General features: G+C 52.6%; 8 protein-coding genes. 4 read left to right on the top strand and 4 right to left on the bottom strand.

Annotated elements, in window-relative coordinates:
• Positions 1 to 305 precede the first annotated feature (305 nt).
• Both PGW97_RS05365 and pyrC read left to right on the top strand, forming a co-directional pair.
• Positions 306 to 2309, top strand: a complete 2004-nt coding sequence (locus PGW97_RS05365; RefSeq protein ID WP_273859116.1) for a methyl-accepting chemotaxis protein — start codon at positions 306 to 308, stop codon at positions 2307 to 2309.
• A gap of 288 nt (positions 2310 to 2597) precedes the next feature.
• Complete coding sequence (pyrC, locus tag PGW97_RS05360; protein WP_217393504.1) at positions 2598 to 3626, top strand: dihydroorotase; 1029 nt, start codon at positions 2598 to 2600, stop codon at positions 3624 to 3626.
• A 190-nt stretch (positions 3627 to 3816) separates the two neighbouring features.
• Here the strand turns inward: pyrC and PGW97_RS05355 are convergent, their stop codons facing one another.
• The 4 genes from PGW97_RS05355 to PGW97_RS05340 form a co-directional block, all read right to left on the bottom strand.
• The gene (locus PGW97_RS05355) at positions 3817 to 6918 is read right to left on the bottom strand and encodes an efflux RND transporter permease subunit (protein WP_217393503.1); all 3102 of its coding nucleotides are present in this window, start codon (positions 6916 to 6918) and stop codon (positions 3817 to 3819) included.
• Positions 6919 to 6920: 2 nt separating this feature from the next.
• Positions 6921 to 7997, bottom strand: coding sequence for an efflux RND transporter periplasmic adaptor subunit (locus tag PGW97_RS05350; RefSeq protein WP_047884221.1), 1077 nt, complete (start codon positions 7995 to 7997; stop codon positions 6921 to 6923).
• 2 nt (positions 7998 to 7999) lie between these two features.
• Entirely contained in the window at positions 8000 to 9040 is a 1041-nt protein-coding gene (locus PGW97_RS05345) for an efflux RND transporter periplasmic adaptor subunit (RefSeq protein ID WP_047884099.1), read from the bottom strand.
• 330 nt (positions 9041 to 9370) lie between these two features.
• Positions 9371 to 10891, bottom strand: a complete 1521-nt coding sequence (locus PGW97_RS05340; protein ID WP_047884098.1) for a fumarate hydratase — start codon at positions 10889 to 10891, stop codon at positions 9371 to 9373.
• Positions 10892 to 11179: 288 nt separating this feature from the next.
• Between PGW97_RS05340 and pabB the strand changes: the two genes are divergently transcribed.
• A complete protein-coding gene (pabB, locus tag PGW97_RS05335) occupies positions 11180 to 12604 on the top strand; it encodes an aminodeoxychorismate synthase component I (RefSeq protein ID WP_273859115.1) in 1425 nt (474 codons plus the stop codon).
• Between the two features lie 371 nt (positions 12605 to 12975).
• Positions 12976 to 13575, top strand: coding sequence for a CoA pyrophosphatase (locus tag PGW97_RS05330; RefSeq protein ID WP_273859113.1), 600 nt, complete (start codon positions 12976 to 12978; stop codon positions 13573 to 13575).
• Positions 13576 to 13584: the final 9 nt, after the last annotated feature.

The following is a 13584-nucleotide window of genomic DNA, read 5'->3' as shown; positions in this document are numbered from 1 at the left end:
AAGACAGCAGGGCAATATTGAACACTGTTTAAAACTCTTTTTCCAGTAATTCTTTTGCGAAATAAGTGTTTTTTTGAAGTATCGGTCAAAGAATGCACCCCCTGAAATCCGCTACTATTTATCCCTAAGCCTGAATAAAACAGACAAAAAACAGGATGTTCCGGCTTACTTTTGGCCAAATTTTTGACACTTATTTTTTCGGTTAAAATTTGACTATGGCGATGCACAAAATAATCACAACAGCATCGTCCTGACTGGATATGGCAAGACAAAGGTTACCTTGCCGGTTTGTATTTAGGGACAATATGAAAACAATGAAACAAACCTCCGTGATACGACGTATGTACACCGGTTTTGCCATCATGGTATTGCTGTTCGTCGCGACCATGATGATGTTACTCAACGGCACCAGCCGCATTCACCAGCAACTGCAGACAGTCACCACCGACGCGCTCCCGCTGGTCTCCCTATCCAACCAGACCAGCGTCCGCCTGCTGGCTGCTGATAAAGTTTTCAAAGACTTTCTCACCAGCCAGGAGCCTGAACGTCTGGCGCACTACGACAACCAGTTCAGTCAATCACATGAGCAGTTCCTGACTGCACTGAATCAACTGGTAGAACAGAGTCGTAACACCCCGGCCTTAAATGATCAGCTTTCCGCACTACTGGCTCTGGAAGAGCGGTATTTTCAGGAAGCCCAGACGGCAATGACCAATTACCGAGCCCAACTGTTGGCGCAATCGGAGCGGCAGCAAGCGAGCCGGAACTTCCAGCAGCTCCATGCCCGCTTAAACAGCAAAATGAAAGACTATGTCGATGATCAGGACAGTATTTCAGTCAAGATGATCGCCAAGAACTACTTCATGAAGTTACAGCAGACCGAAACCATTACCTCAGATGCGCTGGCTTCAGAAGACATTGCGGTGATTGAGCAAGCCATCAAAAGTAACAAGCGAAACGTCAATCACCTCAGTAATGCTTACCGTTCCCTCACCGCGCTGATGCCAGATCTGAAATCGGCTTTCGATGAGTCGATCGCCCGGTATGAGCGGGATATCGGCCAGAGTGGCGGGGTGCTGGATACCCACGCCCAGTACATTCAGGCGCGTAACCGGCTGTACAATAATATTGCGGTACTGGCTCAGGAGATTGACTCAGCGACGACCCTGCTCGACGGATTCCGCCAACAGGCAACCCGCCAAATGGACGCGGCGATCACTGAAGCAGGTAACACCTACCGCCAGGGTTTCAACCACGCCCTGCTGCTCGGCATTGGCACCACCCTGTTTGCCGCATTTATTGGCTGGTATCTGGCCCAAAGCGTACGCCGCCCTTTGAAGTCAACCCTAGAAACCCTGGAAGCACTGGCCAATGGCGACATGACGCAGCGCAGTAGCGTCAATCAGTTCGTGGAGTTCAGCCGGTTGGCCACATATATCAATACGCTCGCTGACAACCTGCAGGAAATTCTCGGCCAGCTCAGTCAGGCGGCCAGCGAACTGACTGTCGTAGCACAAGAAAATCAGACCACCACGCGCGATGCCAAAAACCGCCTTCATGCACAACGGGAGCAAACGGCGTCAGTGGCTACTGCGATGACAGAAATGGAGCACTCTGTGAATGATGTCTCGCACAGTGCGCAAAACACCATGGAACGGGTTAACGATGTTGAGCGCGCCTCAGGCACCGGGCGTGAAGTCATGAGCCGCAACATCAGCACCGCCCACCAGCTTTCCCGCCGACTGGATGAATCCGTGCAGGCCGTCACCAACCTGCAAGCGATGAGTGGCAATATCGGCAAGATTCTGGATGTGATCCGCAACATCGCGGATCAGACCAATCTGTTGGCACTCAATGCCGCCATTGAAGCCGCACGCGCCGGAGAGCAAGGTCGGGGCTTTGCGGTCGTTGCCGATGAAGTACGGGTACTCGCGCGCCGTACGACCGATTCAACCGCAGAAATTGAGCAAATGATAAAAGAGCTGCAATCACGCTCTGGGCAGGCCGTCACCATGATGCAGAGTTGTGTAGGCGAAATGGAGAACAGCATTCATCAGGCATCAGAGGCCAACAGCGCAATGGAAGACATTCAGGCGCTGATTCTGGAAATCAGCCAGATGAGCACTCAAATTGCCGAAGCCTCGGCAGAGCAAAGCAGCACCACAGCCTCAATTGTCCGCAGCCTGGAGGAAATCAGCCATATTTCAGATTCCAACTTTGGTGCCATGGAAGAAGTGGCGGAAGCCAGTGCCAAGCTCGACAGCCTAGCGCATCAACAGCACCATCTGGTTCAGCGCTTTACGCTCTGACCCCTTTGAAGATCTGATTCGTGTATTACGTTCTTACGGGCGCTTTACACACGGCTTACCCAATCAACAACGATCCCGGCACGGCGATAACGGTCGCCTTGCCGGATTTCACCCATATTGCCCCGCCTTAACCCAACTTTCTACAAACTTTCAGCCAAAGTCAGGTATATCGTGCCACGTAATCGATTGCTCTTTTTCGCTTCAGTCAGACAGCGTATCATGGTGAGAGCCTTTACAAGCCTCTGCGTAGGCTTTAGAATCGGTCGATTTTTTTTGGAGGGAAGCAAAATGACGACAATGACGATCACCCGCCCGGATGACTGGCACACGCATTTACGTGATGGTGATGTTCTGAAAGACACAGTCCGGGACATCAGTCGATATATGGGTCGCGCCATTATCATGCCAAACCTGATCCCACCGGTCACCGATACTGAAGCCGCTCTGGCCTACCGCGATCGTATCCTTGCTGAAAAACCGCAAGCCCATTTCTCTCCTTTAATGACACTTTATCTCACCGACAACACCACTCCTGACGAAATTCGCAAAGCAAAAGCCACCGGCCATATCCACGCCGCCAAACTTTACCCTGCCGGTGCAACGACCAACTCAGATTCCGGTGTTACCTCGTTCGAGAAAATTCTGCCGACGCTGGAAGCCATGCAGGAAGTCGGCATGCTGCTGCTGATTCACGGTGAGGTGACAACCCATGACGTTGACATCTTTGACCGCGAAAAGACGTTCCTTGAAACGGTGCTGGCCCCTATCGTTGAAAACATGCCGAATCTGAAAATTGTGGTTGAACACATCACAACAAAAGATGCGGTTGACTTTGTGAATCAGGCTGGTCCGAACGTGGCAGCGACGATCACCGCGCACCATCTGATGTTTAACCGAAACCACATGCTGGTAGGTGGTATCCGTCCACACTTCTACTGCTTGCCAATCCTGAAGCGCAATACCCATCAACAGGCATTGATTGAAGCCGCCACCAGCGGTAGCAAGAAGTTCTTCCTGGGGACAGATTCCGCGCCGCACGCACAGGGCCGCAAAGAGTCAGCCTGTGGCTGTGCCGGTTCGTACACGGCTCACGCAGCCATCGAACTGTACGCGGAAGTGTTTGAGCAAGCCGGAGCGCTGGATAAGCTGGAAGCCTTTGCAAGCTTCAACGGCCCGGATTTTTACGGTCTGCCGCGCAATACCGACACCATTACGCTGGTGAAAGAGAACTGGGCAGTGCCTGAAACGCTGGCATTTGGTAACGATGTGGTTGTGCCGATTCGCGCCGGCGAGTCCCTGAACTGGAAAGTGATCTAATCACCTTCCTGACTCAACTCGCACGCGCTAAAAACAGTTATTTCGCCATACGTAGAACTACCCGCAAATAACTGCGCAACAGCCATAAAAAAGGGGACTCTCATTGAGTCCCCTTGTTGTATCTGCTCCGGGGAGTCTCAGTGCCACAGCACCGCCCCGCCCGGAACGTCACATTTTTAACGTTGTTTCATCAGTGGGCTGTCGCCGTCTGGTCATGCGCCGTACCATGGCTGCCCGGCAGCGCAACATGGTGGAACAGGCGATACAGTACCGGCACAACAATCAGTGTCAGCACGGTTGCAAAGCCCAGACCAAACATAATGGTGACGGCCATTGGCTTAAAGAAGACATCCGGCAACAGCGGGAGCATCCCGAGGATTGTCGTAATGGCCGCCATACACACCGGACGCACACGACTCACTGCCGCATCCACCACCGCTTCATATTTGTCTTTACCACTGGCGATCTCAATTTCGATCTGATCCAGCAGCACGATACCGTTTTTCACCAGCATCCCTGACAGGCTCAGGAAGCCCAGCAATGCCATAAAGCCAAACGGGGTATTGAGCAGCAGCAGACCAAGAGTTACCCCGATCACCGCCAGCGGTACGGTAGCCCATACAATCAGCGCTTCCTTAACCTTGTTGAACAGGAAGATGGTGATCAGGAACATAACCAGATAGCCCATCGGCATGGTCTGGAACAGCGATGCTTTAGCGTCTGCGGAAGACTCATACTCCCCGCCCCACTCCAGCGAGTAACCAGGTGGGAAGTGCAGCGCCTCAATGGCCGGCTGAATACGGGCCTGAACCGTTGCTGCGGTTTCGTCACCCAGCGGGTTCGGGTCAGCCATCACCGTCATCATGCGCTTACGGTTCTTACGGGCAATCAGCGGATCTTCCCAACGAACATTCACGCCGTTAATCACCTGCTGCAGTGGAATGTACCCCTGCGTGACCGGGCTCCAGATCTTCATGCCTTCAATGGTGCTGACATCAACCCGCTCATTTTCCGGCAGGCGAGCCACAATCGGCATCAGGTTCGTACCGTCACGGTAAATCCCGACTGTCAATCCAGAGAATGACATCTGCAGCAGATCATCCACGTCTTTCTTGGTGATACCGTAGCGGCGAGCCTGACTTTCATTGAACACAGGCTCAATCACCTTATTACGCTCACGCCAGTCGTGGCGAATGTTCGAAGTGCCAGGGTCAGCATGCATGATGTCGACGACTTGTTTCGCCAGCCCACGCAGCACTGTTGGATCCGGACCAACCAGACGAGCTTCAATTTTCGCCCCGGATGATGGGCCAAGCATGATTTGCTTGAGCTTGTATTCCAGCTCCGGATGGTTCTCATCCAGCACTTTGCTCAGATCTGACAGCACAGGCACAACGTCTTCGAAACTCTTCACCCGCACGATAAGCTCGCCATACGACGAATAGCTTTTCTCCGGCGAGTAAGTCAGCATGAAACGCTGTGAGCCTTTACCGGCACTGGAGCTGACGTACTCCACTTTATCGCTTTTACCGATGATGCCTTCCAGCTCTTCCAGCTTGGCATTGGTGGCACGAATGTCAGTACCTTCCGGCATCCAGACATCCACCATAAACATCGGCGTGGTCGATGCCGGGAAGAAAGACTGTTTCAGCAGGGTAAAGCCGTACAGGCTGGCACCCAGCATCAGGATCAGGGCGATAACCGTCATCCAGGCGCGGCGCATACAGAATTCAAGAAACGCCTTGTACCAGACGAAAAGCTTACCGGCGTACGGATCAACGTCTTCATCGCCGGTTCCCGTCTTCGCACTTTTGAAGAACAGATCACCAAAGAACGGAGTCAGCGAAATGGCGGTAAACCAGCTCAGCATCAGGGATACCAGCAGTACCGTAAACAGTGTCCGGCAGTATTCACCGGTGGAGTCCTGCGACAGGCCGATTGGCGCAAACGCCATCACGGCAATCACCGTTGCCCCCAACAGCGGCCACTTGGTCTGGGTAACGATGTCGGATGCAGCCTGCATGCGGGTTCGCCCTTTCTGCATGCCGATCAGTATCCCCTCCACGACCACAATGGCGTTATCCACCAGCATCCCGAGTGCGATAACCAGTGCCCCGAGCGAAATCCGCTGCAGATCAATGGCCATCCACTTCATGAAGACAAAGGTGCCCAGCACGGTCAGCAGTAGAATCAGACCAATCAGAATCCCTGAGCGTAGCCCCATGAAGAACAGCAGGACGATAATCACGATCGCGACGGCCTGTCCCAGGCTGACCACGAAACCGCTGACGGATTTATCCACTTCGGTCGGCTGGCTGTAAACCTCACCGATATTGATGCCGATTGGCTGCTGCTCTCTCAGTTCCTGCAAGCGACGCTGCACCCGAGAGCCGACTTCCACCACGTTGACACCGTCAACAAAGGAGATCCCGACGTTCAGTGCCTGCTGACCGTTATAGGCCAACAGGTTATCCGGTACTTCCTTGAACTCACGCTTGATTTCCGCCACATCACGCAGATAAATCAGCCCTTTAGAGCCACCATCGGTGATGATCAGATCCCCCAGCTCTTCCACACTCTGGAATTCACCGGTTGGATGAACACGGATATACTCGCTGCCGATTCGTACTGCACCGGCACTGGTCACCAAGTTCTGGGTTTCCAGTGTGCCGTAAATGGTTTTCGGTGAAATGCCCAGCGCGCTCAAACGCTGCATAGAGATTTCAATGAATACCTGCTCTTGCTGAATCCCGCTGACTGAAACTTTGCCAACACCGTCTACCAGTTCGATTTCACGACGCAGGTAGTCAACGTAGTCATTCAGCTCTTTGTAGCTGTAACCGTCGCCGGTAATCGCCAGCAGGATGCCGTACACATCCCCGAAGTCATCAATCACTTGCGGTTCATGTACGCCCGGCGGCAGAGATGGTTTTAAGTCATTCACCTTACGGCGCAACTCATCCCAGATCTGCGGCAGATCGTTCGGACCGTATTTATTTTTCATGGTCACGGTGATCTGAGACAGTCCGCGGCTGGATACCGAGTTCACCTCATCCACGTAGGAAAGCTGCTGAATCGCTTTTTCCAACGGATAGGTGACTTCTTCTTCCACCTGCAGCGGTGTCGCGCCCGGATAGGCCGTGATCACCATGGCATCTTTGATGGTAAACGCCGGGTCTTCCAGACGCCCCAAACCAAAGAATGCCAGCGTACCGCCAATCAGGAAGATCAGCGTCATCATCCAACTGATGACTTTATTGCGAATAAAATAGGCTGCAATATCCTGCTTCATAATCAGCTCGCCTCCCCGTTCACAATCCGGACTTCCTGCCCTTCGCGCAATTGATTAACGCCATCAACCACAATGACTTCACCTTCTTCTAAGCCGCTGAGCAAACGTACCCCTTGAGGCACCACTTTATCCGTTGTCACTTGTCGTTTCGTCACCGTGTTATCGCTGTTGACTACCCACACAAATTTGTTGGCTTTATCCAGATCATCGCCGTCTTCATTAAAAATGGCTTCCATCGGGATCACAGGTTCACCCTGGCGATAGATTTTCAGCTTCTGGGCATCGGCTTTCACTTCGACCGGCATCCCGTCAAGAATGAAGCGATCAGAAGGCATCGGCATGGTCAGTGTCACCAGAAATGAGCCCAGCGTCGGGTCAGGCTCTGTGGTAAATTCCTTCAGCTTAGCCCGGTACAACGTGCCGTCCTGCAACACCACTTCCACGCCCGGCGCCGTCTCGCGTACCTCTACTGCAGTACTCTGGGAATAAATCATATCCGGAGCCTGAATAATGATGTCGACCGCGTCAGCCAGATGCAGATTCATGATCATCTGCCCCGCCTGCACGTTTTCAAACTGCTCGACCGGGACCCGGGAAATCACACCGTCAAACGGGGCTTTCATTTCAGTAAACGTCAGGCGCAGCCGTGCCAGATCCAGACGCGCTTTGGCAATATCGCGCTGAGCTTTGAGTTCATCGAACTGAGATTGCGGCAGATAGCCTTGCTTCACCAGCTTGGCCGAACGCCGGTACTGGCTGTCAGCTACATTGAATTTAGCCCGGGCATCATCAACTTCCAGCTGATAATCCGTCGGGTCCAGGCGCGCCAGTAACTGGCCTTTTTTCACTCTGTCACCAGCACGAACCAGAATCCGGCTCACTTCGCCGTTGACGCGAAAAGACAGGCTGGACTTGTCAGCCGCCGCGGCCACAGCAGGAAAGGTCATTTTAGAGGTCACATCGGCAATCTGCACTTTGGTCACATTGACCGGCGCCACGATGGTGCGAGGTTCAATTTCCGGCTTGTCACAGCCAGCCAGAGTCAGTGCTGCCAGCATCGCTAATGGCAATTTTTTCATCATCACAGCCCCCGCTCCTTGACCCATGCCCGAACTTTGTCACCGTCTTTCAGTTCAGCCACCCCGGAGGTCGCGATCTGATCACCGTCATTAAGACCACCGATCACCCGATTGTGATCATCCAGCTGCACGGCCACTTTGCTGACGACACCGTCAGCGTCGACTTTCCAGACAAAATTCTGATCGCCTTCTTTCACGATAGCGCGTACCGGGATGGCACCGGCTGCCCCGCGCGGCAGTGCAATCCGGACATGCCCCGCCATACCCGGCAGCAGGTTATAACCTTCCGGGCGCTCCATATAGAGGGTGACTTTGTAACTCGAGGTGTTATCGTCTGCCTCTGTGTCAATCTCTTTAAAATGCGCGCTGAACTGTTTATCAGAAATGGTATCGAAGTTGACCGTCGGCTTGGGATCGAAATCCCCCTGAGATTTAAAACGGGTCAGCAGCTGATCCGGCAACTGGAACGTGACATTGATTAGACCGGCGCTCTGAATGTGCATAACAGGTTGCTTCGCCGCAACATACTCGTAGTTTTCCACCAGCGAGAGCGACAGCGTGCCGTCATATGGCGCAGACAGTGTGGCGTATTTGAGGTTAGTTCTGGCTTTGTCCAGCTCGGCTTTGGCCTGATTCAGGTTCGCCTGTGAGCGGTCATAGTCCAGCTCAGAAACGGCATTGGTTTTCAGCAGCTCACGGTCACGGCGAAACTGCACCAGCGCTAGCTGATAATTGGCTTGTGCCTGAGCAACCAGGAGCTCAAGTTCGTCAGTTTTAAGATGCGCCAGCGCCTGACCCCGCCTGACCACCTCACCCGGATTCACATTCACTCTGTCCAACTGACCCGATACACGGAAGGTCAACACGGCTTTATCACCGGCTTCAACCACTGCCGGGAATGTCCGATAGGTTTCGGCCTCCCCCACGGCAACAGATTGAAGCTTCACCGGCCGGGAATCCGGCTCCGGCACGGCTTCATCTTTATCACTGCACCCTTGTACCGCTAGCGCGAGAAGTGCTGTGGCGAAAAGAACACGTCCCATAATTTCCTCAGTGTTGTTTTTGTTGTTATGAATAGCCCGCAACAAACCTGGAATGGACTATATGCCACTACCTGCGGCTCGTTATTACTATAGTCCACCCACTGCTTCATTTTTTTAACGGGGCACTAAAAACTGACAAAAAACAATTCATTAAACGAACCAGAAAGCATATCAAACCCCTGAGGCCGGCTCGATAAACGAAGGAACGATTTCAAAAAAAATCAACAAATTAAAAATATCAAAAGAGCTCAAAAAACAAAAAGGAGCCGAGAAGGCTCCTTTCCATTCATTGCACTTAAGCAATTGATTCACATCTGATTTGACTAACGCTTAGGCGTTTTCCATCTCTGCGATTTTCACTTTCCAGGTATCCGGGCCCACTTGGTGCGCATTCACACCCTGCGAGTCAACCGCAACCGTGACCGGCATATCTTCGACTTCAAATTCGTAGATCGCTTCCATACCCAGGTCTTCAAATGCCACCACACGCGCTTTCTTGATTGCTTTAGAAACCAGGTACGCTGCGCCACCGACTGCCATCAGATAAACCGCTTTGTGGTTTTTGATCGATTCAACCGTTGCAGGACCACGCTCCGCTTTACCAATCATGCCCATGATGCCGGTTTTATCGAGCATCATGTCGGTAAATTTGTCCATACGCGTTGACGTTGTTGGGCCTGCAGGACCTACCGCTTCATCACCCACAGCATCAACCGGGCCGACGTAGTAAATGAACTTACCTTTGAAGTCCACGCCTTCTGGCAGGCCTTCACCATTGTCCAGCATGGTTTGAATGCGTTTGTGCGCCGCGTCACGGCCCGTCAGAATTTTACCTGACAGCAGCAGCGTTTCACCGGTTTTCCACTCCTGCGCTTCTTCTGCTGTCACGGTATCCAGGTTTACGCGGCGAGTGTTTGCGCCCGCTTCCCAGGTGATTTGTGGCCAGTCTTCCAGTTTAGGTGGCTGAAGATCCGCAGGGCCACTGCCGTCCAGCGTAAAGTGAACGTGGCGGGTTGCCGCACAGTTCGGGATCAGACACACCGGCTTAGAAGCCGCGTGCGTAGGTGCCGTTTTAATCTTCACGTCAACCACAGTCGTCAGACCGCCCAGACCTTGCGCACCGATGCCCAGTTTGTTGACACGGTTGAAGATATCCAGACGCAATTCTTCTTCGGCGTTTTGCGGACCGCGCTCGATCAGTTCCTGAATATCGATGTGTTCCATCAGAGATTCTTTTGCCAGTACGGCCGCTTTTTCCGCCGTACCACCGATGCCAATACCCAGCATGCCCGGTGGACACCAGCCTGCGCCCATTGTTGGCAGCGTTTTTTCTACCCATTCGGCGATATCGTCAGATGGGTTCAGCATCACCATTTTGGTTTTGTTTTCACTACCGCCGCCCTTGGCCGCGATCTGAATTTCCACTTTGTCGCCCGGTACCATATTGATGTGTACCACGGCTGGGGTATTGTCTTTGGTGTTGATACGTTTACCGGCCGGGTCCATCAGTACCGATGCACGCAGCGGGTTGTCCGGGTTGGTGTAAGCCTGGCGAACACCTTCGTCAACCATTTGCTGAACCGTCATATCGGTTGAATCCCACTGGACTCCCATACCGATATTCACGAAACAGGTCACAATGCCCGTATCCTGACAGATAGGACGGTGGCCTTCTGCAGACATGCGGGAGTTAATCAGAATCTGGGCAATCGCATCTTTCGCGGCCTGACTTTCTTCACGGTGGTAAGCTTGTTCTAGCGCTTGGACAAAATCCAGAGGATGATAGTAAGAGATGTATTGCAGCGCATCAGCCACACTGCTGATCACATCTTGTTTGCGAATGACGGTCATAATTGCCTCGTTGATTATTATCGTTCCATGGCGCCCGGTTTAATGCTTCCAATGTAGGGAGTGATACACATTATCCGCGCCTGCCCGTAGGGTATGTGGCAGACGAATACGGTGATCACGCGGCCATGTTCCACATGGCTGAAGTTCTGTTCACATTGCCGTTTCCGTTCCGGAAAAAATAATGCTACTGGGATCGTCCTTGGGCGTCGTAATAAATTCTGCGTTTATGATACTCTTGCGGACAATTTCGCGCTATGCGCCAATCGTACACCTGTCACAAAAAAGAAAATGATTTGTAAATCACACCCAGAACTGAGCATTGAACTGCTCGACTACCACAAGGACGCGACATTAGCGTGGTTTGAACCGTTTGCGGGACAGCCGTGGGCTATGATATTACGCTCTGCGGCCTCAGATCATCCGGATAATCGTTTTGACATTTTAGTTGCTGATCCTTTAGCCACTTTAGAGACCCGAGGCGATGAAACCCGAATCATTTACCGCAACGGCGACGAGGAAATCAGCCCTGATGATCCGTTTGCGCTGATTGAGCGCACCCAGTCAGCCCTACTGCCAGCTATTACCCCGATAAGAGATGTGCCTTTTTCAGGCGGCGCTGTCGGTTTTTTTGCCTACGATCTGGGCCGCCGGGTTGAACGCATTCCTGCGCTGGCAAAGCAAGATCTGGCTACTGCCGACATGGCGGTCGGCATCTATGACTGGGCACTGATTGCAGATCACCAGGCCCGCCGTTTATACCTGATCAGCCCGGAGGGCAGCGACCGCCGGAACTGGTTAACACAGCAGCGCAGTGCTACGCCCCAAACGGTAGTTGATACAGTTGAAGCACAAAAAAACCAACAAACCACCACCTTCCGCTTAACATCTGACTGGCAGGCGAACATGACGGTGGAAGAATATTGTAACAAATTCCACCGGGTGCAGGATTACCTGCGTGCCGGCGACTGCTATCAGATTAATCTGGCACAGCGTTTCAGTGCGCAATACACCGGCAGCGAATGGCAGGCATACCAGCAGTTGGAAACCTGCAACGGGGCACCGTTTTCTGGCTTTATCCGAACCGGCGACAGCGCCATTTTGTCGGTTTCGCCGGAGCGTTTCCTGCAGCACCGCGACGGAGTGATCGAGACCAAGCCAATCAAAGGCACCCGACCGCGCTCCACGGATGCGAAGCAAGATTCGGCGCTGGCCGAAGATTTACGCACGACCGAGAAAGATCGCTCTGAAAACCTAATGATTGTCGATTTGCTGCGCAATGATATCGGGCGGGTGGCAAAACCGGGCACTGTGCGAGTGCCAAAACTGTTTGATGTCGAGAGCTTCCCAGCGGTCCATCACCTGGTGAGTACTGTTGTGGGTGAACTGTCGAGCGACTATTCGCCGACGGATTTGCTCCGAGCGTGCTTCCCCGGCGGTTCCATTACCGGCGCACCAAAAATCCGGGCGATGGCGATCATTGAGGAACTGGAACCGCATCGTCGCAGTGTTTATTGCGGCAGCATCGGCTACATCAGTCGCTGCGGCCAGATGGATACCAGCATCACCATTCGTACGCTGATTGCCCATGAGGGTCAGATTCACGCCTGGGCCGGCGGCGGTCTGGTAGCAGACAGTCAGGCAGAGAGCGAGTATCAGGAGACACTGGATAAACTGAGTCGTATCCTGCCGATTCTTCAGAATCCGGAACGTTAACGCTCCGTTCTGCGGATGACTTGAGGTTTTTGATAAACGCCGGAGCTTGTCTCCGGCGTTATTTTTTGGTCCAGTCAATTATCCCGACTGCATTGACCCGTTTACATTGACCCGTTTACCCACGGATTCAATCCCTTAAGCCTAATTGCCGCCCCCACAGGGGTTCCGTCTCGCTGACCACCCACCAATACCGATACCGATACCAATACCAAACTCCAACCGTTGCTAACGTGCCGAGTTTGGTTATACTGGCGATCAACAAGTCACCTGCAAGGAATGCAGGGCACTGGCCTGATATGGCCCATAAATGTCATTTCAGATGTTTTATCAACATCTATAGTTAATATCAGGCACACAACCACGGACGGCCTATGAACAACCCGAGTCACATCGTTACCCGCTTTATGCTGGCCCCATCTGCACACTATGATTCCACTCATAGCGTCCGTGTACGTTCACATCTCAAGCCATCCCTGCGACTTAAACAGGCTGCGGTCCTTATTCCGCTGGTTCCTCGCCCTGAAGGCTTCAACGTGGTTTTCACAAGCCGTGCAAAACATCTGAAACATCATCCGGGTCAGGTATCTTTTCCTGGTGGGCGAAAAGAGCCTCAAGATGTTGATTTGATTGATACTGCCATCAGAGAAACCTACGAAGAGACTGGAATTTTATGCACCCGTGATAATATTATCGGGCATTTGCCGGCCTTACCGACAATCAGCGGCTACATGGTTACGCCCTATCTCGGACTGGTTTCGCCTCACTACAGGCCAGAACTGGATTTCAACGAGGTTGAAGAATTGTTCGAAGCGCCGCTGGACTATGTATTAAACCCAATGAATATGCGCACTCAGAAAGTCTCTATTCAGGGTAAAGGCCATAATATTTATTCAGTCCCCTACCAAAAATATGCAATTTGGGGTGCGACCGCCCAAATGCTCAAAGTCCTCTCTAAACAGCTCTGGTATTAGCATAAATTA

It is taken from the genome of Photobacterium sp. GSS17, assembly GCF_028621875.1.
GTDB lineage: Bacteria > Pseudomonadota > Gammaproteobacteria > Enterobacterales > Vibrionaceae > Photobacterium > Photobacterium ganghwense.
The sequence above is the reverse complement of the archived record's forward strand: the minus strand, read 5'-3'. Positions and strand labels throughout refer to the sequence as shown.